At 71.8% G+C, this 22,418-nt stretch carries 20 protein-coding genes, 1 tRNA gene and 1 other RNA gene; 14 read left to right on the top strand and 8 right to left on the bottom strand.

What is annotated here, in order from left to right; genetic code table 11:
- Positions 1-6 precede the first annotated feature (6 nt).
- Both xdhB and GQQ95_RS00220 read right to left on the bottom strand, forming a co-directional pair.
- Positions 7-2,397 carry a xanthine dehydrogenase molybdopterin binding subunit gene (xdhB, locus tag GQQ95_RS00225; RefSeq protein WP_157425632.1) on the bottom strand — a complete coding sequence of 797 codons (2,391 nt, stop codon included), beginning with the start codon at positions 2,395-2,397 and terminating at the stop codon, positions 7-9.
- Positions 2,394-3,881: a xanthine dehydrogenase small subunit gene (locus GQQ95_RS00220; protein ID WP_157425631.1), complete on the bottom strand. Its 1,488-nt coding sequence runs from the start codon at positions 3,879-3,881 to the stop codon at positions 2,394-2,396. Before GQQ95_RS00220 ends, xdhB begins: the two co-directional genes overlap by 4 nt.
- A gap of 128 nt (positions 3,882-4,009) precedes the next feature.
- On the opposite strand from GQQ95_RS00220, the gene aceB reads away from it, so the two are divergent.
- Genes aceB through pucL form a run of 7 tightly spaced genes read left to right on the top strand, consistent with a single transcriptional unit; the run spans position 4,010 to position 10,920 of the window.
- Positions 4,010-5,608, top strand: coding sequence for a malate synthase A (aceB, locus tag GQQ95_RS00215; protein WP_157425630.1), 1,599 nt, complete (start codon positions 4,010-4,012; stop codon positions 5,606-5,608).
- Between the two features lie 2 nt (positions 5,609-5,610).
- Positions 5,611-6,879 carry a DUF6986 family protein gene (locus GQQ95_RS00210; RefSeq protein ID WP_157426101.1) on the top strand — a complete coding sequence of 423 codons (1,269 nt, stop codon included), beginning with the start codon at positions 5,611-5,613 and terminating at the stop codon, positions 6,877-6,879.
- Positions 6,876-7,724 carry a bifunctional allantoicase/(S)-ureidoglycine aminohydrolase gene (locus GQQ95_RS00205; RefSeq protein ID WP_157425629.1) on the top strand — a complete coding sequence of 283 codons (849 nt, stop codon included), beginning with the start codon at positions 6,876-6,878 and terminating at the stop codon, positions 7,722-7,724. The genes GQQ95_RS00210 and GQQ95_RS00205 overlap by 4 nt, the downstream gene beginning before the upstream one ends.
- A complete protein-coding gene (gene allB / locus GQQ95_RS00200; protein WP_157425628.1) occupies positions 7,721-9,124 on the top strand; it encodes an allantoinase AllB in 1,404 nt (467 codons plus the stop codon). The genes GQQ95_RS00205 and allB overlap by 4 nt, the downstream gene beginning before the upstream one ends.
- Positions 9,114-9,611 (top strand): 2-oxo-4-hydroxy-4-carboxy-5-ureidoimidazoline decarboxylase, encoded by a 498-nt coding sequence (uraD, locus tag GQQ95_RS00195; protein WP_157425627.1) that lies wholly within the window; start codon positions 9,114-9,116, stop codon positions 9,609-9,611. The genes allB and uraD overlap by 11 nt, the downstream gene beginning before the upstream one ends.
- Positions 9,608-10,018 (top strand): hydroxyisourate hydrolase, encoded by a 411-nt coding sequence (gene uraH, locus GQQ95_RS00190; protein WP_157425626.1) that lies wholly within the window; start codon positions 9,608-9,610, stop codon positions 10,016-10,018. Before uraD ends, uraH begins: the two co-directional genes overlap by 4 nt.
- A 2-nt stretch (positions 10,019-10,020) precedes the next feature.
- The gene (pucL, locus tag GQQ95_RS00185) at positions 10,021-10,920 is read left to right on the top strand and encodes a factor-independent urate hydroxylase (RefSeq protein ID WP_157425625.1); all 900 of its coding nucleotides are present in this window, start codon (positions 10,021-10,023) and stop codon (positions 10,918-10,920) included.
- Positions 10,921-11,011: 91 nt separating this feature from the next.
- Here the strand turns inward: pucL and GQQ95_RS00180 are convergent, their stop codons facing one another.
- Entirely contained in the window at positions 11,012-12,244 is a 1,233-nt protein-coding gene (locus tag GQQ95_RS00180) for a DNA polymerase domain-containing protein (RefSeq protein WP_157425624.1), read from the bottom strand.
- A 9-nt stretch (positions 12,245-12,253) separates the two neighbouring features.
- Positions 12,254-13,300 (bottom strand): helix-turn-helix domain-containing protein, encoded by a 1,047-nt coding sequence (locus GQQ95_RS00175; RefSeq protein WP_157425623.1) that lies wholly within the window; start codon positions 13,298-13,300, stop codon positions 12,254-12,256.
- Positions 13,301-13,445: 145 nt separating this feature from the next.
- On the opposite strand from GQQ95_RS00175, the gene GQQ95_RS00170 reads away from it, so the two are divergent.
- The 4 genes from GQQ95_RS00170 (at position 13,446) to GQQ95_RS00155 (ending at position 17,230) form a co-directional block, all read left to right on the top strand.
- The gene (locus GQQ95_RS00170; protein WP_157425622.1) at positions 13,446-13,901 is read left to right on the top strand and encodes an SRPBCC domain-containing protein; all 456 of its coding nucleotides are present in this window, start codon (positions 13,446-13,448) and stop codon (positions 13,899-13,901) included.
- Between the two features lie 99 nt (positions 13,902-14,000).
- Entirely contained in the window at positions 14,001-14,486 is a 486-nt protein-coding gene (locus GQQ95_RS00165) for a hypothetical protein (RefSeq protein WP_157425621.1), read from the top strand.
- A 72-nt stretch (positions 14,487-14,558) separates the two neighbouring features.
- Positions 14,559-16,451 carry a helicase HerA-like domain-containing protein gene (locus tag GQQ95_RS00160; protein WP_157425620.1) on the top strand — a complete coding sequence of 631 codons (1,893 nt, stop codon included), beginning with the start codon at positions 14,559-14,561 and terminating at the stop codon, positions 16,449-16,451.
- A gap of 80 nt (positions 16,452-16,531) precedes the next feature.
- Complete coding sequence (locus GQQ95_RS00155) at positions 16,532-17,230, top strand: GNAT family N-acetyltransferase (RefSeq protein ID WP_157425619.1); 699 nt, start codon at positions 16,532-16,534, stop codon at positions 17,228-17,230.
- Positions 17,231-17,278: 48 nt separating this feature from the next.
- On the opposite strand, the gene GQQ95_RS00150 is transcribed toward GQQ95_RS00155, so the two are convergent.
- Both GQQ95_RS00150 and GQQ95_RS00145 read right to left on the bottom strand, forming a co-directional pair.
- The gene (locus tag GQQ95_RS00150) at positions 17,279-17,800 is read right to left on the bottom strand and encodes a hypothetical protein (RefSeq protein WP_157425618.1); all 522 of its coding nucleotides are present in this window, start codon (positions 17,798-17,800) and stop codon (positions 17,279-17,281) included.
- A 209-nt stretch (positions 17,801-18,009) separates the two neighbouring features.
- Positions 18,010-18,534, bottom strand: coding sequence for an SRPBCC family protein (locus GQQ95_RS00145; RefSeq protein WP_157425617.1), 525 nt, complete (start codon positions 18,532-18,534; stop codon positions 18,010-18,012).
- Positions 18,535-18,786: 252 nt separating this feature from the next.
- On the opposite strand from GQQ95_RS00145, the gene GQQ95_RS00140 reads away from it, so the two are divergent.
- From GQQ95_RS00140 to GQQ95_RS00130, 3 genes are read left to right on the top strand one after another with little or no spacing between them, the layout of a single operon-like run.
- Positions 18,787-20,178 (top strand): ABC transporter substrate-binding protein, encoded by a 1,392-nt coding sequence (locus GQQ95_RS00140; RefSeq protein ID WP_157425616.1) that lies wholly within the window; start codon positions 18,787-18,789, stop codon positions 20,176-20,178.
- Positions 20,179-20,192: 14 nt separating this feature from the next.
- Positions 20,193-21,152: a carbohydrate ABC transporter permease gene (locus GQQ95_RS00135; protein WP_157426100.1), complete on the top strand. Its 960-nt coding sequence runs from the start codon at positions 20,193-20,195 to the stop codon at positions 21,150-21,152.
- Positions 21,149-22,114, top strand: a complete 966-nt coding sequence (locus GQQ95_RS00130; protein ID WP_170296913.1) for a carbohydrate ABC transporter permease — start codon at positions 21,149-21,151, stop codon at positions 22,112-22,114. The genes GQQ95_RS00135 and GQQ95_RS00130 overlap by 4 nt, the downstream gene beginning before the upstream one ends.
- A 59-nt stretch (positions 22,115-22,173) precedes the next feature.
- Here GQQ95_RS00130 and GQQ95_RS00125 read toward each other — a convergent pair.
- Together GQQ95_RS00125 and ffs are read right to left on the bottom strand one after the other, a co-directional pair.
- Positions 22,174-22,258 (bottom strand) — tRNA-Ser (locus GQQ95_RS00125).
- An RNA gene (gene ffs, locus GQQ95_RS00120) (signal recognition particle sRNA small type) lies at positions 22,257-22,353 on the bottom strand. Before ffs ends, GQQ95_RS00125 begins: the two co-directional genes overlap by 2 nt.
- Between the last annotated feature and the right edge of the window lie 65 nt (positions 22,354-22,418).

Genomic DNA, 22,418 nt, shown 5'->3' with positions numbered 1-22,418 from the left:
CGTCGCTCAGCGCTCTGCGGGGACGAGTTCGGCGTCGGCGAGGGCAAGGGCATCGGCGTCGATCGCCTCGGCGGCACGCTGCGCGTCCCTGATCGCCCGGAACACGGCCTCGGGCGTCGCCGGTGAGGCGAGTCCGACCGAGTGGCCGTGGGGTCCGAACGCGGCGACGGCCTCGCGGATCGCCTCGCGCGCGCTGAAGGCGAGCATGAGCGGGGGTTCGCCGACCGCCTTCGACCCGTAGACCACGCCGTCCTCCGTCGCCCGTTCGAAGAGGCCCACGTTGAAGGTCTCGGGCATCTCCGAGAAGCTCGGCAGCTTGTAGGTGCTCGCCGACTGGGTGAGCAGGCGGCCTCGACCCGGGCCGTCTCCGGTGTCCCAGCGCAGCTCCTCGAGGGTGAGCCATCCTGCGCCCTGCACGTAGCCGCCCTCGATCTGGCCGACGTCGATGAGCGGCGAGAGCGAGTCGCCGACGTCGTGCACGATGTCGACCCGGAGCGTGCGCGTGGCGCCGGTGAACCCGTCGACCTCGACCTCGGTCGCGGCCGCGCCGTAGGAGAAGTACTTGAAGGGCGAGCCCTGCATGGCCTCGGTGTCCCAGTGCAGGCCATCGGTGCGATAGAACCCGGCCGCCCACAGCGGCACCCGGGCCTCGTACGCGGCGGTCACCACCTCGGCGAACGCGAGCGAGGGCACGGATGGTCCGAGACCCGTGACGCGCCCGCGAGCGAACCGCACGTCGCGCCCGTCGATGCCGAGCAGGCGTCCGGCGACGGTCGCCAGGTGCGCGCGGATCTGCTCGCACGCGTGCTTCACCGCACCGCCGTTGAGGTCGGTGCTCGAGGAGGCGGCGGTGGCGGACGTGTTCGGGACCTTGTCGGTCCTGGTCGGCGCGAGCCGGACCGACGTCGGGTCGACGCCGAGCGACGTGGCCGCGACCTGCAGCATCTTGGTGTGCAGGCCCTGGCCCATCTCGGTGCCGCCGTGGTTGATGAGGACCGAGCCGTCCTTGTAGACGTGCACGAGGGCGCCGGCCTGGTTGTAGGCGGTGAGGGTGAACGAGATGCCGAACTTCACGGGCGTGATGGCGAGCGCTCGCTTCGTGTCGGGATGGGTCCGGTTGAACTCCGCGATCGTGATGCGGCGCGCGTCGAAGTCGCTCTCCTCGATCACCCGGCGCCAGATGTCCTGGAGCCGCTCGGCGTGGCGCACGACCTGGCCGTAGGGCGTCGTCTGCCCCGGCTCGTAGAAGTTGCGCCGGCGAAGCGTCGCGGCATCGATGCCGAGCACCGGCGCGACCCGGCCGAGGATGTCCTCGATCACGAACATGCCCTGCGGGCCGCCGAACCCGCGGAACGCCGTCTGCGAGGTCTTGTTGGTCTTCGCGACGCGTCCGTGCGCGACGAAGTTCGGAATCCAGTACGCGTTGTCGACATGGCAGAGCGCCCGGCCCATCACGGGCTCCGAGAGGTCGAGGCACCAGCCGCCGTCGGACGTGAGGGTCGTCGCGAGAGCCAGGATGCGACCGTCGTCGTCGAATCCCGCCTTCCACTCGAGGTGGAACGGATGCCGCTTGCCGGTCATCGTGAGATCCTGCGTGCGGTTGAGGCGTAGGCGCACCGGCCGACCCGTCAGCACGGCGCCGAGGGCGGCGATCGCCGCGAATCCGTGCGGTTGCATCTCCTTGCCGCCGAACCCGCCGCCCATGCGGAGGCATTGCACGGTGACCCGGTTGCTGGGCAGGCCGAGCACGTGCGCGACGATCTCCTGCGTCTCCGACGGGTGCTGCGTGCTGCAGTCGACGAAGACCTGCCCCTCGGAGTCGACGTGCGCGAGGGAGGCGTGCGTCTCGAGGGAGAAGTGCTCCTGGCCGCCGACCTCCGAGACGCCCTCGAACACGTGGGGCGCGCTCGCGAGCGCACCGTCGGGGTCGCCGCGACGGATGGTGCGCGGGATGCCCTGGAACGCGCCCGCCTCGATCGCCTCGGGCACGGTGATGATCGACGGCAGCGGCTCGTACTCGACCGCGACGGCTGCTGCGCCGAGGCGCGCGGCCTCGGCCGTCTCGCCGAGCACCCAGGCGAGGGCATGCCCGTGGAACATCGCCTCGCTCGGGAACAGCGGCTCGTCGTCCTTCACCCCCGCGTCGTTGCGGCCGGGCACGTCGTCGGCGGTCAGCACCCGCACGACGCCGGGAATCCCGAGGGCACCGGCCACGTCGAGGGCGAACCGCGCGTGCGCGTGCTCGGACTGCACGGGCCAGGCGGTCAGCACGTCGCGGCGCCGGGCCGCCAGGTCGTCGGTGTAGGCCGCTGCGCCGGTCACGTGCAGCGCAGCGCTCTCGTGCCTCATCGGCGTGCCGACGACGGGGTCGGCGGGGCGGGCCGCGAGGTCGCTCATGCCGGGACCTCCTCGGCGGTGCGCGGGTGCCCGTGGAAGAGCTTCACGAGCGACGTGCCGAGCATGAGGGAGCGGTACTCGGCGCTCGCCCGGTGGTCGGAGATCGGCGTGCCTTCCGAGGCGAGCACGGATGCCGCCTCGCGGACGGTCTCGAGGCTCCACGGCCGCCCCTCCAACGAGGCCTCGGTCGAGCGCGCTCGGAGCGGGGTGGCGGCGACGCCGCCGAGCCCGATGCGGGCGGACGCGACGTGGCCGTCGGCGTCGAGATCGAGGGCGAAGCCGACGGCGACGCTCGCGATGTCGTCGAAGCGGCGCTTGGCGACCTTGTGGAACGCGGCGAGCCGCGCGAGCGGCAGGGGGATGCGCACGGCGCGCACCAGTTCGTCGGGTCGCCGAAGCGTCTGCCGGTAGCCGGTGAAGAAGTCCGCGAGATCGACCTCGCGCTCCCCGTCGGCGGAGACCAGCACGACGCTCGCCCCGAGGGCGAGCAGCGCAGGCGCGGCGTCGCCGATGGGGGAGGCCGTGCCGAGATTGCCGCCGATGGTGGCGCGATTGCGGATGAGGGGCGAGGCGAACTGCGGGAACAGGGCGGCGAGGAGCGGCACCCGGCCGTCGAGCCTGCGCTCGACCTCGGAGAGCGGCAGCGCCGCGCCGATCTCGACCGCGTCGTCGCCGAAGGCCACCGTGCGGAGTTCGGGAAGGTGCTCGATCGCCACCGTGAGCGGTGCCCGCCGCCCGCGCAGGTTCACCTCGACGCCCCAGTCGGTCGAGCCGGCGACGACGGCCGCATCGGGCTCCTCGCGCAGCAGCCGGAGCGCATCATCGAGCGACGAGGGACGCAGGAACCGATGGCCGTCGACCTCGAGTCGGGTCGATCGAGGCTCTGGTGCAGGCCGGCTCCGCCGTTCGGCGAGCGGGTCGCCCTGATCGGGGTGGCCGAGGGCGTAGGCGGCATCCCGGATCGGCCGGTATCCCGTGCACCTGCAGAGATTTCCGCTCAGCGCGTGCAGGTGGAACCCGTTGGGGCCGTGGTCGGCGGGCGAGGCATCCGGATCGCCCGCTCCATCGGACGAGCCCTCCGGCACCGCGTCATCGCGGACGCGGTCGGCGCGGTAGAACTCGGCCGCCATGCTGCACGCGAAGCCCGGCGTGCAGTAGCCGCACTGGGAGCCGCCGGCCTCGGCGAGTCCCGCCTGCACGGGGTGCATCGCCCCGGGGGAACCGAGCCCCTCGGCCGTCACGACCTCCTGGCCGTCGAGCGCCGCCGCGGGCACGAGGCACGCGTTCACCGCGGTCCACGTGGTGCCGCCCTCACCGTCGGATGTCGCGAGCAGCATCGCGCACGCACCGCACTCGCCCTCGGCGCAGCCTTCCTTGCCGCCCGTCAGGCCGGTGTCGCGCAGCCAGTCGAGCGCCGTGGTGTGCGCGCTGACGCCATACAACGGGCGCGGTGCCCCGTTGACCGTCACGTCGATGCGCTCCATGGCCGAACTCCTCGTTCCCGGGAGTCTACGCCGCACCGTTCCTCATATTCCGGTTACGCCGCGAGGGGTTCTGCGCGAAGATGAGCAGAACGTGTGGAGCAGAACCCCGGAAGGGAGCGGCAACCCGCATGACCATCGAGATCAGCGCTGCCACCGAGGTCGCGGGCGCCGAGGAGATCCTCACCGCCGACGCGCTCGCCTTCGTCGAGCAATTGCATCGCCGCTTCGATCCGAGGCGCCGTGAGCTGCTCGCCGGGAGGGCGGCCCGTCGTGAGCGCGTCGCCGGCGGCGAGCGCCTGGACTTCCTTCCCGAGACCCTGGAGGTGCGCGAAGGGGAGTGGCAGGTGCCACCCCCACCGCCGGCGCTCCTCGATCGTCGCGTCGAGATCACCGGCCCCGCATCGCCGGCCAAGATGGCGATCAATGCCCTGAACTCGGGAGCGCGCGTCTGGCTCGCCGACCTCGAGGACGCGTCCAGCCCGACGTGGGGCAACGTCGTCGGCAGCATCCTGAACCTCCGCGAGGCCGCTCGAGGCACGCTCGCCTTCACCTCGCCGGAGGGAAGGGGCTACGCGCTCCGGGACGACCTCCGGCGCCCGACGGTCGTCACGCGTCCGCGCGGCTGGCACCTCCCGGAGCGGCACGTGCTCGTCGACGGCGCACGCGGCTCGGGCTCGCTCGTCGACTTCGGGTTGCACGTCTTCCACACCGCCGCGCAGCTCATCGAGAACGGCGACGGCCCGTACTACTACCTGCCGAAGCTCGAGAGCCATCTCGAGGCACGGCTCTGGAACGACGTCTTCGAATTCGCCGAGCAGGCGCTCGGCATCCCACGGGGCAGCATCCGTGCGACGGTGCTCATCGAGACCGTCCCCGCCGCATTCGAGATGGACGAGATCCTCTTCGAGCTCCGCGAGCACGCGTCGGGCCTGAACGCCGGCCGCTGGGACTACCTGTTCAGCATGATCAAGGTGTTCCGCGACGCCGGACCCGAGTTCATCGTCCCCGATCGCGCGAGCGTGTCGATGACGGCCCCGTTCATGCGCGCCTACACCGAGCTCCTCGTGAAGACCTGCCACCGCCGTGGCGCCGTGGCCATGGGCGGCATGGCCGCGTTCGTGCCGAACCGGGCCGACCCCGACGCCACCGCGGCGGCCTTCGAGAAGGTGCGCGCCGACAAGACCCGCGAGGCGGCCGATGGATTCGACGGCTCCTGGGTGGCGCATCCCGACCTCGTTCCGTTGTGTCGGGAGGTCTTCGACGAGGTGCTCGGCGACCGACCCAACCAGATCGACCGGCAGCGGCCGGAGGTCGAGGTCGCCCCGGCGCAGCTGCTCGACGTCGCGTCCGCCGGCGGCGAGGTCACCCAGGCGGGCCTGCGCACCAACCTCTCCGTCGCCGTGGCCTACACGGCGGTCTGGCTCTCGGGAAACGGCGCGGTGGCGCTCCACAACCTCATGGAGGACGCCGCGACCGCGGAGATCTCGCGCTCGCAGGTCTGGCAGCACCTGCGGCACCGGGTGGTGCTCGCCGACACCGGCCGCACGATGACCCCCGAGCTCGTGCGCGCGGTGCTCGCCGAGGAGGTCGAGGCGCTGCGGGCGGATGTCGCCCCCGAACGGTTCGCGTCGTACTACGAGCCCGCCGCGACCCTCGTCGCCGAGCTCTGCCTCTCGGGCGACTACGTCGACTTCCTCACCCTGCCCGCCTACGAGCTGCTGGGATGAGGATGCGCCCCGCCCTTCCCGCCACCGTCCTCGCGGGCATCGATGCCGCGCTCGCACCGACCGATGCACTGCTCGCCACCGCCTACCCGGGGGACGACGGTTCCCGACAGCCCGTGCACACGGTGTACGTGCCGGCCGACCGCTTCACGCCCGAACTGTCCTCCGTCTGGGGCCGCACCGCCCGCACCGCCGTCGAAGCCGCCGGCGGCATCGAGGCGTTCGCGGTGATGGCCGGTCTCGATGCCGGGGTCGCGGCGGCCGTGGCGCCGGCGGTGGGCGAGAAGCTCGAGCGCGAGCCGATCGAGGACCTGCGGATCGACTTCGAGGACGGCTACGGAGACCGAGGCGACGACGTCGAGGACGCCGACGCCGTCCGCGCCGCCAAGCGGGTCGCGGCGGCGACGGGAGCCGGCTTCGCGCCGCCGTTCATCGGCATCCGGTTCAAGTCGTTCGAAGCCGCGACGCGGGCGCGGGGCATCCGCACGCTGGATCTCTTCGTGTCCGCCCTCCTCGAGCACGGCGGCCTGCCCGACGGTCTCGCGCTCACGCTGCCCAAGGTGTCGACGGTCGCGCAGGTCGAGGCGGCGGCGGCGGTCGCGGCGGCCCTCGAGCGTGTCCACGGCCTCCCCGAGGGACGCCTGCGGTTCGAGGTGCAGGTGGAGACGCCGCAGCTCGTCCTCGACACCGACGGCGGGTCGCCGGTCGCGCGTCTGCCGCTCGCGACGCCCGGCCGCGTCAGCACCCTGCACTACGGCACCTACGACTACAGCGCGTCGCTGCAGATCCCGGCTCAGTACCAATCGATGGAGCATCCGGCCGCCGACCTCGCGAAGGGGGTCATGCAACTCGCGGTCGCGGGCACCGGCATCCGCCTCTCCGACGGGTCGACGAACATCCTTCCCGTCGGCGAGCGCGCGGAGGAGGCCTGGCGCCTGCACGCGCGGCTCGTGCGGCGGTCGCTCGAGCGGGGCTTCCCGCAGGGCTGGGACCTGCACGCACTCCAGCTGCCCACGCGGTTCCTCGCGACCTACGCGTTCTACCGGGAGGGCTACCCCGACGCCGCTGGGCGTCTTCGCGACGTCTCCGCCGGAGCCGGGGCATCCGGCGCGGTGCTCGACGAGCCGGCCACCGTGCGGGCGCTCGCCGGGTTCGTGCTGCGAGGCGTGCGCTGCGGCGCGATCTCCGCCGCCGAGGTCGCGTCCGACACCGGCATCGACGAGCCGGCACTCGTCGCACTCGCGCATCCGAGGCTCCACCGGGAGGGCACATGACCTACTACACCCCGCCGGGCGGACTGCCGGCGCAGACCGAGCTGCTCACCGATCGGGCGATCGTGACCGAGGCGTACACCGTCATCCCGAAGGGCGTCCTGCGCGACATCGTCACGAGCCGGCTGCCCGGCTTCACGGACACGCGCTCGTGGATCCTCGCTCGCCCGATCGCGGGCTTCGCGACGACCTTCTCCCAGCTCATCGTCGAGATCGGGCCCGGGGGCGGCGCCGAGCGACCCGAGCGCGAGGCGGACGTCGAGGCCGTCCTGTTCGTGACCTCCGGGGAACTCGGCCTGACGCTCGACGGGCAGCGCCACGTGCTGGCGGCCGGCGGCTACGCGTACCTCGCGCCCGGAGCCGAGTGGTCGCTCGCGAACGGCGGTGAGGAGCCCACGAGCTTCCACTGGATCCGCAAGGCGTACGAGCGGGTCGAGGACGCCCAGGTGCCCGCCTCCTTCGTCACGAGCGACGCCGAGGTGGAGGCCCAGGAGATGCCGGGCACCGACGGCGCCTGGGCGACGACCCGGTTCGTCGACCCCGAGGACCTCGCACACGACATGCACGTGAACATCGTCACCTTCCAGCCCGGCGGGTCGATCCCGTTCGCCGAGACGCACGTCATGGAGCACGGGCTCTTCGTGCTCGAGGGCAAGGGCGTCTACCGGCTCAACGGCGACTGGGTCGAGGTCGAGGCGGGCGACTTCATGTGGCTCAGGGCGTTCTGCCCGCAGGCCTGCTACGCGGGCGGGCCCGGGCCGTTCCGGTACCTGCTCTACAAGGACGTCAACCGGCAGGTCCGGCTCACGGGCCCGGATTCCGCGCGCACGGCGAGCCGATGGGGATGAGCGAGCGGATGCCGCCGGCCGACGACGGCTCAGCGGCATCCGGCGCCCTCGACCTCGTCATGCGCGGCGAACGCGTGCTCGTCGACGGCGCGTTCGCCGCTGCCGAGGTCGGCGTCCGCGGCGGCGTCATCGCGCGGGTCGTGCCGCTCGGCACCGGGCTCGTCGGCGCACGCACCGTCGACCTCGCCGACGACGAGGTGCTGATCCCCGGTCTCGTCGACACGCACGTGCACGTCAACGAGCCGGGCCGCACGGAGTGGGAGGGGTTCGCCTCGGCGACCCGCGCGGCGGCGGCGGGCGGCGTCACGACGATCATCGACATGCCGCTCAACAGCATTCCTCCGACGACGAGCGTCGCCGCCCTCGAGCTGAAGCGGGCCGCGGCCGAAGGGGAGGTCTTCGTCGACGTCGGATTCTGGGGCGGGGTCGTGCCGGGCAACGGGTCCGACCTCGGGCCGCTCGTCACCGAGGGCGTATTCGGGTTCAAGTGCTTCCTCGTCGCCTCGGGGGTCGACGAGTTCCCGCCCGTCACGGCCGACGAGATGGAGGCGGCGATGGCCGTGCTCGCGGCATCCGACTCGCTCCTGATCGTGCACGCGGAGGATGCCGCGCTGATCGAGTCTGCGCCGCACCGACACGGACCCGCCTATGCCGACTTCCTGGCCTCGCGGCCCAGGGAGGCAGAGGGCGCCGCGGTCGCCGCCGTCATCGATCGAGCCGCCCGCACCGGCGTTCGCGCCCACATCCTGCACCTGAGCGACGCCGACTGCCTCGACCGGATCGCGACGGCCAAGCGCCATGGCGTCCGGCTCAGCGTCGAGACCTGCCCGCACTACCTCGTGCTCGCGGACGAGGACGTGCCGGCGGGGGCGACCGAGTTCAAGTGCTGTCCGCCGATCCGCGACGCCGGGAATCGCGACGCGCTCTGGTCGGGGCTCGAGCAGGGCGTCATCGACCTCGTCGTGTCGGACCACTCGCCGGCACCGGCCGAACTGAAGCGCGTGGGCGACGGCGACTTCGACGCCGCCTGGGGCGGCATCGCCTCGCTCCAGCTCGGCCTGCCGCTCGTGTGGACCGAGGCGAGGCGCCGCGGCATCCCGCTCGCCAGGGTCGTCGAGTGGATGTCGACGGCACCGGCCCGACGGGTGGGCCTGACCGGCAAGGGCCGCATCGCCGAGGGTGCCGCCGCGGACTTCGCCGTCCTCGCGCCCGACGCCGGGTTCACGGTCGACGCCGAGGCGCTCGAGCACCGGCACCCCATGACGCCCTACGACGGACGCGAACTCTCGGGCATCGTGCGCACCACGTTCCTCGCCGGGGCCCCGATCGACCGCTCGGCGCCCCGCGGCAGGTTGCTGCGCCGACCGACGAGCGAAGGCGGAGTGCGCGATGCTGCTTGAGGAGTTCCACGCCGCCGACCGCGACGCGGCGATCGCCCTGCTCGCACCGTGCCTCGACGTCGGCCGTTGGTGCGAGGAGCTGGTCGACGCGCGTCCGTACGGTTCCGTCGACGAGCTCGTCGCGCGGGCGTTCACCGCGGCGTCGCCGTTCACCGCCGAGGAGGTCGAGGCCGCGCTCGCGCGCCATCCCCGTATCGGCGAGCGTGCCGGGGGAGCGAATCGCGAGGCGGCGCTCTCGCGCGCGGAACAGGCCGGCGTCGACCCGGCCGACGCCGTCGTGGCCGCGGAACTCGCCGAGGGCAACGCCGCGTACGAGCGGCGATTCGGGCGGGTCTTCCTGATCCGGGCCGCAGGTCGGACCTCGAGCGAGATCCTCGAGGCGCTGACCGAGCGGCTCGGGCACACGAGGGATGAGGAGGACCTCATCGTCGAGGAGCAACTGCGCCAGATCGCGGCGCTGCGACTGAAGGGACTCTTCGCCACATGAGCACCTCCCGGATCACCACGCACGTGCTGGACACGACCGCCGGGCGCCCGGCCGAGGGCGTGTCCGTCAGCCTCTTCGCCCGCGACGCCATGGCCGACGGCGACGCAGACGCAGCCGTCGGCAACGCAAGCGCAGGCGCAGCCGACGCAGCCGCAGCCGACGGGTGGCGGCTCGTCGAGGCATCCGTCACCGACGCCGACGGCCGCGCGACCCGGCTCGGCCCCGAGACGCTCACCGCGGGGGAGTACCGCCTTCGCTTCGACACCGGCGCCTACTTCGCCGCGCGCTCCGTCGACACGTTCTTCCCCGAGGTCGTCGTCACCTTCGCGGTGGCCGACGACGGCCGGCACTGCCACGTGCCGCTCCTGCTGAGCCCGTTCGCCTATTCGACCTACCGAGGGAGCTGACCATGACCGAACCCGCCATCGTGCTCGGGCCCAACCAGTACGGCAAGGCCGAGGTGCGCGTCGTCAAGGTCACCCGCGACGACGCTCGCCACGAGATCGAGGACCTCAGCGTCACGTCGCAGCTCCGCGGGGACTTCGCGGGCGCCCACCTCGAGGGCGACAACTCCCACGTCGTCGCCACCGACACGCAGAAGAACACGGTCTTCGCGTTCGCCCGCGCGGGGATCGGCTCGCCGGAGGCCTTCCTGCTGCGCCTCGCGGACCATTTCACCTCGTCGTTCGACTGGGTCACGGGCGGGCGGTGGGAGGCCGAGAGCTACGCGTGGCAGCGCATCCAGGCGCACGGCGCCCCGCACGACCACTCGTTCGTGCGCTCCGGACAGGAGACGCGCACGGCGCTGGTCGTCGCCGAGGGCGCCGACCGCCACGTCATCGCGGGGCTCAAGGGCCTCACGGTCCTGAAGACCACGCAGTCGGGCTTCGAGGGTTTCCCCCGGGACCGGTACACGACCCTGCAGGAGACGGGCGACCGCATCCTCGCGACGGATGTCGCCGCGCGCTGGCGCTACTCCGATGCCGCCCTCGACTACGACGCCCTGTACGACCGTGTGCGAGGGCTGCTGCTCGAGGCCTTCACCGAGGGGTACTCGGCCGCCCTGCAGGCCACCCTGTTCGACATGGGCGCTCGCGTCCTGGAGGAGCTGCCGGAGATCGCCGAGATCCGCCTCTCGATGCCCAACAAGCACCACTTCGTCGTCGACCTCTCGCCGTTCGGCCTCGACAACCCGAACGAGGTGTTCTACGCCGCCGACCGGCCGTACGGCCTTATCGAAGCGGCGGTCACGCGCGAGGGACTGGCCCCCGCGCCCGCCGCGTGGGAGGGCATCGGCGGCTTCTGCTGAAGGGCCCGGCGAGCGGATGCTGCGCGGCGCGTCAGCGATCCCAGGTCATTCCCGCCCTGGGCCCACGCGGCCGGAGGCTCCGGCCAGCCCGTCAGCGATCCCAGGTCTTGCCCGCCCAAGGGTCGTAGTCCTCCTCGAGCGCTCCCTGCTCGGGCCGCTCGGCCTCGGGCACGTGCTGCAGGTTGACGCGGATGCGGTACCAGAGCGAGCTCGACCCGCGCATGCCGTCGACGAGCACGTCGGCCGGATGCAGCCGCTCGACCACGTCGGGATGCTTCGCCTTCCAGCGCTCGAGCGCCTCCATGGCCTCGGGCTTCGTCTTCGTGCGCGCGACCTCGATGAGCGGCATCGTCGAGCTGCGGCGGCCCGAGCCGTCCTTCGCGGGCGGCGGCTTCTCGGCGGGCCCGAGCTCCTCGGCGAGGCGCAGCAGTCCGTCGAGGCTGCCCGCCGCGTCATCGATGCCGGATGCCGCGTCGCCGCGCTCGGCGAACCGCTGCAGCACGGTCGCCACCGTGAACCGCTCGGGGTGGGAGCCGCGGACCTCGCCCCAGTCGAGCGGCGTGGAGACGCGCGCGTCGGGCAGGGGCCGCACCGAGTAGGCGGATGCCACGGTGCGGTCCTTCGCGTTCTGGTTGAAGTCGACGAACACGCTCTCGCCGCGCTCCTCCTTCCACCACTGCGCGGAGGCCATGCCGGGCGCGCGGTTCGCGACCTCGCGCGCGAGGGTCTCGGCCGCGAGGCGGACCTCGCGGTAGTCCCACCGCGGCTCGATGCGCACGTTGATGTGCAGGCCACGGGAGCCGGAGGTCTTCGGCCAGCCGACGAGGCCGTGGTCCTCGAGCACCTCGCGGGCGACCATGGCGACGTCGACGATCTGCGCCCATTCGACGCCGGGCATGGGGTCGAGGTCCACGCGCAGCTCGTCGGGGTGCTCGAGGTCCTCCGCGCGCACGGGGTGCGGATTCAGGTCGAGGCATCCGAGGTTCACGACCCAGGCGAGCGCCGCGCGATTGCGGATCACCGCCTCCTCGGCCGAGGTGCCCCGCGCATAGTGCAGCGTCGCCGTGTCGACGAAGTCGGGGTGGTTCTCGGGCACGCGCTTCTGGAAGAAGGCCTCGGCGCCGATGCCCTTCACGAACCGCTTCAGCACCATGGGGCGCCCGCCGGCCCCGCGCAGGGCGCCGTCGGCGACCGCGAGGTAGTACTGCACGAGGTCGAGCTTCGTGATGCCCGCCTCCGGGAACACGACCTTGGACGGGCTCGAGATGCGCACCTCGTGCCCGTCGACCTCGATCGTCGTGGCCTCGCCCTTCGAAGGACTCACGGTTCCACCCTATGGCCGCGGCCCGGAGGGCGACAGGGGTGGGCGGGAGCCGGCGGCGGATGCCGCGTCCGAGTCGGATGCCGCGTCGGAGTCCGCTGCCGCCGCCGCTGCCGCCCGCGCAGCGCGGGCGTATCGCCGCGGCGTCTCGCCGATGACGGCCCGGAACTGTCGGGAGAAGTGCGCCTGGTCGGCGAAGCCCAGGTCGGCCGCGACGTCGGCGAGTGCCGGCGGCTCGAGCGCCGCGAGCGCCTGCGCCGCCTCCTGCATGCGGTAGCGCCCGATGAGCCACTTGGGCGTGAGGCCGAGCTGCTCGTGCACGAGTCGCTGCAGCGCCCGCGGGGACATGCCGACGGCATCGGCGAGCTGGTCGACCCGCAGGATTTCCCGGTCGGTCTCGGCGAGTTCGACGATCGCCGCGATGAGCCCGGCGTCGGCATCGAGTCCGATGCCGAGACCGCGCATCCACCACTCGAACGCCGCGATCGCGGCAGCGTCGTCTCCCGCGGCGACAGCGCTTCGCACGCGCACGGTGAGCTCGGCGGATGCCGCGACATCCGGCACCCGGAGCGCCTCGAGCGGCACCGCGGCGCCGATGAGCGCACTCATGCGGCCGGGCACGAGTCGGCGCGCGACCCCCGGCTGCAGGAGGACGCCGAACGCCGTACCCTCGCCCTCGAGCCGCTGGAACCCTCGCCCGAGCGCCGGCCCGTGCAGGGCAGCCGACGAGGCGTCGATCACGAGGTTCGCCGACGGGTACTCGAGCACGCCCTGCTCGATCACGACGCCCGGCGACAGCTTCCAGCGAGGGATCCAGACGTGTCGCACGAGCTGCGCGAGATCCTCGGCGACCGGGTGCCGGGCGAGCCGCACGGGAGCCTCCGGGGAGATCGCCTGCTCGGCGGCGGCATCGGCCAGCGGCGCGATACCGGGCCCGCCGTGCGGGTTCGCGAGCACGCCCTTCGTCGCCGCGCCGGTCGCCGCGCCCGCCCGCGAGCGCCAGTACGCGTCGCCCCGACCATCGGGGCCCTCGTCGCCGCGCCGGACGCCATCCCGCATGCCCTCAGTATCGTCGCCGCCTCCGACGTCGCGTTTGTTCAAGACGCGTGCTCACGGCATCCGTAGCGTGGTGCCGGTCGAGAGAACCCGTCACGACGACCAACCCGTCACGACGACCGTCGTGACGCATCACGAGGAGGAGACCATGAGCGACTTCGAGATGACCCTGTACATCGCCGCCGACCCGCAGCGCGTCTGGGACGCGATCACGGGCGAGGAGGGCAGCCGCGCCGTCATGTGGGGTTCGGCGCTGCGCGGCGACCTGACGCCGGGCGGTCGCTACGAGTACGTCGGCCCCGGGCAGGACGGCGACGAGACCGTGCACGTGTACGGCGAGGTGCTGCAGGCCGAGCCGGGGGCCCTCCTGCAGATGACCGAGCACCCGGGCCCGACCTACCGCGAGAACCACGCCGAGCTCACGAGCCGCATGACCTGGCGCCTCGAGGCCGCCGCCGATGGCCTCACGAAGCTCACCTTCACGAACGACCAGTGGAGCGACGCCCACCCCGCCGAGGCGGAGACCGAGGGCACGTGGCCGCTCGTGCTGTCGAGCTTCAAGTCGTGGATCGAGACGGGGCGCGCGCTGCCATTCCCGTCCTGACGCCCCGCGACCTCGAGCGGATGCCGCGTCCGCGACCGTCGCGCTGGGCTATCGTGGTGCGACCGCGGCGTCCGCGGCATCCGACCCCAAGGGGCGATCATGCGCCGCATCCTCGATCTCCGGATCGTCCGCTGGGAATTCAAGGTGCTCTACATCGTCCTGGCGTGGATCGCCGGGTTCGTGGTCTTGGAAGTCGTCCGGTCGACCGGCGCCCCGGTGATCGTGATCGCCCTCGTCAACGTCCTGACGACGTTCGCTCCGTTCGTGCTCGCCGTCCGCATCTTCCGCGGCGCCGATGAGCCGGTCGTGCCGCCGCGGCACTGGTGGCGCATGACCGCCTGGCCGACGCTGAGCCGCCGGCTGGGCGTCCTGTTCACGGTGCTCGCGGCGCTCGGTGCGATCGGGCTGGTGGTCGCCGTCGCAGGCTGGGCCCCGGGAGGCGCCGAACGCCTGGTGCCGTCCGCCGAGGTCACGGCCACGTCCGGGGTACTCGCCTACCTGTACCTCAACTCGGCGGTGCGAATGAGGCGGACCGGCATCGTGAAGCCCGTTCCGATCCGCCCCGTCACCAAGCTCAAGCTCTGACCCGGTCTCGAGCGGATGCCGCGTCCGCCGTCCTCCGGTATCGCTGGCAACCCCGTGGCTAGGATCGAGCCCATGGGGGACGACGCGGTCACGCAGGCACGGGAAGCGGCGGCGGCAGCCGCCGAGGCGGCGGAGGCGCTGCAGGCGCAGGCGCAGGAGGCCATCCGCAAGGCGGAGGAGGCCGCCGCGCTCGCGCAGGAGGCGCTCGAGGCGCAGCAGCGGGCGACGGATGCCGCGGCGTCACCGCCCGCGGGGGAGGACCGCCCCGCGGCATCCGCACCGGTCCCGCCCTCACCAGACGGCCCCCTCGACGCCGACGCCGTCGCGGCGATCCGCGCCGGCTACACGTTCGACGGCGCCGCCCTCGAGATGGGTGCGCTGGTCAACGGCGAGGCGATGCCCGACGTGCAGGTGCGCATCCCGCTCGCGATGACCAACCGGCACGGGCTCGTCGCGGGCGCGACGGGCACGGGCAAGACCCGCACCCTGCAGGTGCTCGCGGAGCAGCTCGCGGCCAACGGCGTCGCGGTCTTCGCCGCCGACATCAAGGGCGACCTGTCGGGCATCGCGACGCCCGGGGAGGCCAACGAGAAGCTGCTGAAGCGCACCGACGGCATCGGGCAGGCGTGGGAGGCGGCATCCTTCCCGGTCGAGTACTTCTCGCTGGGCGGCATCGGCAGGGGCGTGCCGATCCGGGCGACCGTCGCGGGCTTCGGGCCGTTGCTGCTCGGCAAGGTGCTCGGCCTGAACGCCACCCAGGAGTCGAGCCTCGGCCTCGTGTTCCACTACGCGGAGAACAACGGCCTCGCGCTGCTCGACCTCGAGGACCTCCGCGCCGTGCTGCAGTACCTGACCGGCGACGAGGGCAAGGCCGAGCTCGAGGGACTCGGCGGCCTGTCCAAGGCGACGGTCGGCGTGATCCTCCGCGAACTCGTGGCGTTCGCCGAATCGGGCGCCGACGCGTTCTTCGGCGAACCCGAGATCGACACGGCGGAGTTCCTGCGCGTGGCATCCGACGGCCGTGGCATCGTGAGCCTCCTCGAAGTGCCGGGCGTGGCCGACCGGCCCACCCTCTACTCGACGTTCCTCATGTGGCTCCTGGCCGACCTCTTCAACGACCTGCCCGAGGTGGGCGACCTCGACAAGCCGAAGCTCGTGTTCTTCTTCGACGAGGCGCACCTGCTCTTCGCCGACGCCTCGAAGGACTTCCTCCAGCAGGTCGTGCAGACGGTGCGGCTCATCCGCTCGAAGGGGGTCGGCATCTTCTTCGTCACGCAGACCCCGAAGGACGTGCCGGCCGACGTGCTCGCCCAGCTCGGCTCGCGCGTGCAGCACCAACTGCGCGCGTTCACCCCGGATGACGCGAAGGCGCTGCGCGCGACGGTGTCGACCTACCCGAAGTCGGGCTATGCGCTCGAGGAGGTGCTCACGAGCCTCGGCACGGGCGAGGCGATCGTGACCGTGATGAACGAGAAGGGGGCCCCGAGCCCGGTCGCCTGGACCCGGTTGCGGGCTCCGCAGGCCCTCATGTCGCCGACCCCGGATGCCGCGATCGACGCCGCCGTGGCGTCCTCGCCGTTGCAGGCGAGGTACGGTGCGGCGGTCGACCGCGAGTCCGCCCACGAGATCCTCACGGCGAAGATGAACGCCGCCGCCGCAGCCGAGCAGGCCGCCTCGGATGCCGCGGCGAAGGCGAAGGCCGACGCGGAGTTCGCCAAGCAGCAGGCCGCGCTCGAGAAGCAGCGCGCGAAGGAGGAGAAGGCCGCGCAGGCCGAGTACGACCGCATCATGAAGCAGACGAGCGGCGCGCGCACAAGCCCTCGCAGCAGCACGCGGACCTCCGGCACGGGCCGCTCGCGCAACGGTGGCGACTCGATGCTCGAGCAGGTGCTCGGTTCCAAGGCGACGCGTGACGTGCTCACGAGTGTCGTCGAGGGCATCTTCGGCACCCGCCGGCGCCGGTGACCGGGCCCGAGGGTCGCGGCGCGCGAGCGGGCGGCGCCGCGTCGGGAGCGCGTCGGACGGATGCCGTAGGCTCACCGTTCGTGCACGAACAGACCTCCGATCCCGCCTCCGACGTCGCATCCGCCGAGGCCGCGGCTGAGTCGCGGCATCCGTTCATCCGCGGCTACCGGGCCGAAGACCGTGCGGATGTCGCGCGCATCTGCCTGCTCACGGCGGCGGGCGGCTCCGACGCCACCGGCGTCTACTCCGACGACTCGCTGATGCCCGACGTGTTCGCCCTGCCGTACGTGACCTACGACCCGGAGTTGGCCTTCGTCGTCGACGACGGCTCCGGGCGGGCGGCCGGCTACATCATCGGCGTGGCCGACACGGCGGCGTTCATCGACTGGTGGAAGCGCGAGTGGACCCCCGGCTTCACGGCGCGGCATCCGTCGCCCGGACCGGCAACGGGACACGCCCCCGCGTTCACCGAGGCCGACCTGCTGAAGGCGGGCGTCGACCCCGAGCGCATGCGCATCGCCGAACTCGGCGAGTACCCCGCGCACCTGCACATCGACCTGCTGCCCGAGCTGCAGGGCAAGGGCTTCGGCCGGCGCCTCGTCGACACGCTCCGCGCCGCCCTCGCCGAACGCGGCGTGGCGGGGCTGCACCTCGGCATGGATGCGAACAACACGAACGCGCGGGCCTTCTACGATCGCCTCGGGTTCCACGAGCTCGCCTCGAGCAGGCCGACGTCGCCGCTGCTCGGCATCGCGACCGGGGCGGTTCCGCCGGCGTAAGGCGACGGGATGGCTCGACGCGGCCGATGGCTCAACGCCGGTGGAAACTCAGCGCGAGAGGGAGCGGCGTTCGAACCAGTAGAGCAGGTGAGGGTCGGTCTCGCGGAGTTCGGCGAGCGTCACGGGCTCGGTGCGCACCGTCTCCTCGACGTCGAGGATGCCGGCGATCCGGTCCATCGTCGAGGTGTTCCAGAAGTGCCCGCGCATGCGGAAGACGCCGCGTCCGCTGCGGCTCACGACGAACAGCTCCTGCGTGGTGTCGAGGCTGCTACCGCGATAGAGCTGCACCCGCAGCACCGTCGCGATGTCGCGCGAGGGGATCGTGTACGTGCCGCCGAAGAAGCCGCGCTCGACGATGCCGTAGCGACTGACCGAGGCCTGCGTGCGCTGGTAGGCGATCCAGGCGATCACGAGCAGTGCCGCGATGACCGCGCCCGCCCCGGCGAAGAGCGACCACGCGCCGCTCGGATCGAGGAACCACAGCTGGGTCGCGAGGATCGGCAGCAGCAGCGCCGCGATCGAGAAGCCGATGTTGCGGCCGAGGGTGCGACGCGGCCTCAGGGTGTACACCCTGAGGCCGTCGCCCCTTACTGCCCCGGATCCGATGGAGGAGCCCCCTGAGTCCCCACTCCGCGTATCCATCCTCGCCGCTGACATCTCTGAAATCATGGGGGAGGGCGCACCGGGCGCGCTATTCGGCATTAATGAGGACACGGATGCCGCGTGGCAGCCGGAGAGCCCGGCACCCATCGGGCGCCGGGCTCTCCTGACGGCCTCCGTCAGAGGGTCTGCGGCGGCAGGCCGCCGGCCCCCAGCCCGCTCGTGGTGGCCGTGCCGGTGGTGTCGCCGCCGTGCACCTCGCCGCGCCAGGCGCCCGTCGCGCGCTCGCGGTCCTCGATGAACGACTTGAAGCGCGAGAGGTCGCGCGTGACCTGGAGGTCGTCGAGTTGGAGCGCCGCGCCGGCCTTCTCCACGAAGCCCTGGGGCTCCCACTCGATCTCGAGGTCGACGCGCGTGCGGTCGGCCCCGAGCGGGGTGAACTGCACGCGTCCGGTGTGGAACGGCTCGTCGCCGACGCTCGCCCATGAGACGTGGTCGTCGGGAACCTGGTCGCCGATCTCGGCGTCGAACTCGCGCTTCACGCCGCCGATCGACACCACCCAGTGGGTCAGGGTGTCGTCGAGCTGGCGCACCTCCTCGACACCGCCGAGGAACTCGGGGAATGACTCGAACTGCGTCCACTGGTTGTACGCCGTGCGGACGGGGACGTCGACCTCGGTCGACGAGGTGAGGGTCGTACTCATGGTCTCCTCCTGTTCAGGGCGCACGTGCGTCGCCCAGTGCCACGGTAAGCAGGTCCCCGGATGTCGCGGAGGGGGGTTGTGCGGCCCGGAAGCGCCTGTTATCCGCCGTCATGCCATCCGCCGGGCGGAATACCCGGGAGGGGTGCTGTCGGGAGAAGCGCTTCTGTCAAGCCCCTTCTCGGGTGGCACGCTCGCTGCCTACCGTGACGGTGTCGCCACGCCACGAGCGGGCGCGAGGGATGGAGGCTTCGAATGCACCGATCACGGAGGATTTCTTGGACGGCAGGCGTCGCGATCGCGGTCGTCGCCATGGGCGGATGCGCGGTCGGCACCGGCGGCGGCGCGCAGGAGGACACGGCCGAGTACGACTCGGGGGCGACGCTCGACGGTGAGCTCTCGGTCATGGGGTTCTCGGGCGTCGACGAGGTCGCCACCTCGCGTGTCGACTTCGCCGAGGCCGAACTCGGCGACGTCGAGGTCGAACTCATCGAGGGCGACCTGGACATCCAGCAGTTCCTCTCCGCGGTGGCCTCGGGCGAACCGCCCGAGCTGCTCTACGCCGACCGTGACCAGATCGGCTCCCTCGCCGCCCGGGGCGCGATCATCCCGCTCGAGCGGTGCATCGAGGGCGAGGGCATCGACATGGGGCAGTTCCGCGAGTCGGCCGTCGACCAGGTGACGCTCGACGGCCAGGTGTACGGCATCCCCGAGTTCAACCAGGTGCAGGTGACGATGGCCAACGCCGACCTGCTCGCGGCCGCCGGCGTCTCGATCGAAGACGTCAACGGGTCCGATCGTGCCGCGATGACCGAGGCGAATCGCGCACTCACCAAGTCCGACGGGGGCTCGCTCAGCGTCATCGGCGTCGACTCGAAGCTGCCGGAGTTCCTTCCGCTCTGGGTGGCCGCCGCGGGGGGCTCGCTCCTCTCGGAGGACGGACGCACCGCGTCGCTCGACTCGCAGGAGGCCGTCGACGCCCTCACCTGGGGCGTCGGCATCTACGAGGACCAGGGCGGCTTCAGCGCGGTGAAGGCGTTCCGCGACTCCGCCGACTTCTTCGGCGAGGGCAACCAGTTCGCCACGAACGTGCTGGGCGCCATGCCGATGGAGCAGTGGTACATCAACGTGCTGAACGAGGCGTCGCCCGACGCCCCCATGGCGTTCGACACCGTCCGGACGACCTCGGGCGAGCCGATCGCGTTCGCGGGCGGTTCGGCCTGGGCCATCCCCTCCGGCACCGAGAACGCGGCGGCGGCCTGCCGCTGGGCCAGGGCGATGACCTCGGTGGACGCATGGCGAGCGGCGGCCGACGCCCGGCTCGCGGTGCGCGAGGACGAGGGCAAGCCGTTCACCGGCATCCTGACCGGCAACAGCGTGGCCGACGAGGAGATCCGCGGCATGGTCACCTCGGGCGGAGAGCCGTGGGACGCCGGGGTCGAGGCCATGTACGAGGCCAACGACCACACCGTCTCGCTCCCCGCGAACCCCGCCGACGCGGAGTTCGAGCAGGCCATGCAGGACGCCGTGAACAGCGTGCTGAACGGCGAGGCGACGGCGGAGGAGGCGCTCGCCGAAGCACAGGAGACCGCCCAGAAGGCCCTCGACGAGGGCTGGAAGACGCTCGAGGAACGCGGCGCCGAATGACGGCCACGGCCCCCATGACGGGCGGTGGGGTGAAGGAACGCCACTCCGCCGCCCCCGAGGTGCGCGAGCGCAACCGCCGGCGCGCGAGCCGGCGCAACGTGGGGTCCGCGCTGCTGTTCCTCAGCCCGTGGATCTTGGGCTTCCTCGTCTTCACGGCCTGGCCGATGATCTACAGCGCGTATCTCTCGCTCACCGACTACGACGTGATCAACGACCCGAACTTCGTCGGATTCGAGAACTACGCCCAGCTCGCGGCCGATCCCAAGGTGCTCCTCGCCCTCGGGAACACGGCGTTCTTCACGCTCGTGCAGGTGCCGCTCTACATCATCGTCTCGCTCGCCCTCGCGCTGCTGCTCGACCGGGCGGGCCGTGCCTCCGGCTTCTTCCGGACGGTGTTCTTCCTGCCGAAGATGACGCCGCCGGTCGCCGTGGGCGTGCTCTTCCTCCTGCTGTTCAACGGGCAGAACGGCCTGGTGAACACGGTGCTCGGCTGGTTCGGCATCGACGGCCCGGCGTGGACCACCGACCCGGCCTGGGTCAAGCCGGGCCTGATCTTCATGTCGTTGTGGACGGTCGGGTCATCCGTCATCATCCTGCTCGCCGCCCTCCGCAACGTGCCCGAGACCCTGTACGAGTCGGCGAAGCTCGACGGAGCCGGCTTCTGGCGCACGTCGTTCAGCATCACGCTGCCGATGATCAGCCCCGCGCTGTTCTTCATCATCATCGTGAACACGATCGCCGGGCTGCAGACCTTCGACGAGGCCTACACGGCGTTCTTCGGGGCGGGCAACACCACCTACAGCAACGACGCCGCGCTCTTCTACGTCATCTACCTCTTCCAGCAGGCGTTCGAGTTCCTGAACATGGGGTACGCCTCGGCGATGGCGTGGTGCCTGTTCCTCGTCATCATGATCGTCACCGCGATCCAGTTGATCGTGTCGCGACGGTTCGTCTACTACGAGGGGGACCGATGAGCGTCGACGTCGACCTGCCCGTGGGGGGCACCGCCGGCCCCGCGCCGCGCCGGGATGCCGCGGTCCCGGCCGCGGCGGCCGCGACCGTCCCGCCCACCGACGCCGAGACCTTGCGCGGTACCGGACGCCGCCGTCGGACGAGGGCGAGCCGGGTCTTCGCCTGGGTCGCGCTGAGCCTGCTCGGGCTCGTGTTCGTCTACCCGTTCGTCTGGCTCGTGAGCGCCTCCTTCAAGCCGCGCACGGAGGTGTTCGACAATCGGCTCATTCCCCAGACGTTCACGCTCGACAACTACGTGCAGGTCTGGCAGGAGGCCCCGCTCGGGCTGTGGCTGATGAACACCGTCATCGTCACGGTGCTCGCGGCGGTGACGGTGACCCTCTCGAGCGCGATGGTCGCGTGGGGGTTCTCGTACTTCCGCTTCCGGGGACGCGGCGCGCTCTTCGGCCTGGTGCTCGCGACGATGATGCTGCCCGGCGCCGTCACCATGATCCCGACGTTCCTGATCTGGAACGGCCTCGGGCAGGTCGGCACGCTGACGCCGCTCTGGGCGGGCAACCTCTTCGGCAGCGCGTTCTACATCTTCCTGCTGCGCCAGTTCTTCCTCGGCCTGCCGCGCGACCTCTTCGAAGCCGCCCGCATCGACGGGGCATCCCAGTTCGGCGTGTTCTGGCGCATCGCACTCCCGCTCTGCCGGCCGGCGCTCGCCGTGGTGCTCGTGTTCGAGGTCCAGGCCGTGTGGACCGACCTGATGCGGGCGCTCATCTACCTGCGGGACTCCGACACCTTCACGGTGCCGCGGGGCCTCAAGTCGCTCGTCGACGCGTTCGGGTTCGGCGGGGAGTGGCACTGGGAGATCATCATCACCGCGAGCGTGATCACGACGATCCCGATGATCATCGTGTTCTTCATCGCCCAGCGCCAGATCATCGACGGCGTCGCCTCGTCGGGGCTCAAGGGGTAGGAAGCGGCCCGAAACGCCGAACGGCCCGATCAGCTCCTGATCGGGCCGTTCGCGTTCTGCGGAGGATGGGGGATTCGAACCCCCGAGGGCTTGCACCCAACACGCTTTCCAAGCGTGCGCCATAGGCCACTAGGCGAATCCTCCTGAAGACCCCTCACGCACCCGCCAGAGCCCGGTTACCCTTGCTGCGTTTCCGCCCTGGGGGAGTTGGCCTGGATGGCGCCACGTGAGGAGCCTCCGACAGTCTACCCGAGCCGCGCGGTCCAAATGACCGACCGGCCCGAACGTGCGGACTCCGGTACCG

Source organism: Agromyces salentinus (genome assembly GCF_009749395.1).
GTDB classification, from domain to species: domain Bacteria; phylum Actinomycetota; class Actinomycetes; order Actinomycetales; family Microbacteriaceae; genus Agromyces; species Agromyces salentinus.
Note: the sequence above shows the minus strand (reverse complement) of the source record. Positions and strands in the feature narration are given on the sequence as shown.

Coding starts and splice junctions, on each gene's coding strand:
- GQQ95_RS00175 (WP_157425623.1), bottom strand. CDS start 13,300: ATGCGGGATGGCGTCCGGCGCGGCGACGAGGGCCCCGATGGTCGGGGC.
- pucL (WP_157425625.1), top strand. CDS start 10,021: ATGACCGAACCCGCCATCGTGCTCGGGCCCAACCAGTACGGCAAGGCC.
- aceB (WP_157425630.1), top strand. CDS start 4,010: ATGACCATCGAGATCAGCGCTGCCACCGAGGTCGCGGGCGCCGAGGAG.
- GQQ95_RS00210 (WP_157426101.1), top strand. CDS start 5,611: ATGCGCCCCGCCCTTCCCGCCACCGTCCTCGCGGGCATCGATGCCGCG.
- uraH (WP_157425626.1), top strand. CDS start 9,608: ATGAGCACCTCCCGGATCACCACGCACGTGCTGGACACGACCGCCGGG.
- allB (WP_157425628.1), top strand. CDS start 7,721: ATGAGCGAGCGGATGCCGCCGGCCGACGACGGCTCAGCGGCATCCGGC.
- xdhB (WP_157425632.1), bottom strand. CDS start 2,397: ATGAGCGACCTCGCGGCCCGCCCCGCCGACCCCGTCGTCGGCACGCCG.
- GQQ95_RS00140 (WP_157425616.1), top strand. CDS start 18,787: ATGCACCGATCACGGAGGATTTCTTGGACGGCAGGCGTCGCGATCGCG.
- GQQ95_RS00130 (WP_170296913.1), top strand. CDS start 21,149: ATGAGCGTCGACGTCGACCTGCCCGTGGGGGGCACCGCCGGCCCCGCG.
- GQQ95_RS00170 (WP_157425622.1), top strand. CDS start 13,446: ATGAGCGACTTCGAGATGACCCTGTACATCGCCGCCGACCCGCAGCGC.
- GQQ95_RS00205 (WP_157425629.1), top strand. CDS start 6,876: ATGACCTACTACACCCCGCCGGGCGGACTGCCGGCGCAGACCGAGCTG.
- GQQ95_RS00160 (WP_157425620.1), top strand. CDS start 14,559: ATGGGGGACGACGCGGTCACGCAGGCACGGGAAGCGGCGGCGGCAGCC.
- GQQ95_RS00135 (WP_157426100.1), top strand. CDS start 20,193: ATGACGGGCGGTGGGGTGAAGGAACGCCACTCCGCCGCCCCCGAGGTG.
- uraD (WP_157425627.1), top strand. CDS start 9,114: ATGCTGCTTGAGGAGTTCCACGCCGCCGACCGCGACGCGGCGATCGCC.
- GQQ95_RS00145 (WP_157425617.1), bottom strand. CDS start 18,534: ATGAGTACGACCCTCACCTCGTCGACCGAGGTCGACGTCCCCGTCCGC.
- GQQ95_RS00165 (WP_157425621.1), top strand. CDS start 14,001: ATGCGCCGCATCCTCGATCTCCGGATCGTCCGCTGGGAATTCAAGGTG.
- GQQ95_RS00220 (WP_157425631.1), bottom strand. CDS start 3,881: ATGGAGCGCATCGACGTGACGGTCAACGGGGCACCGCGCCCGTTGTAT.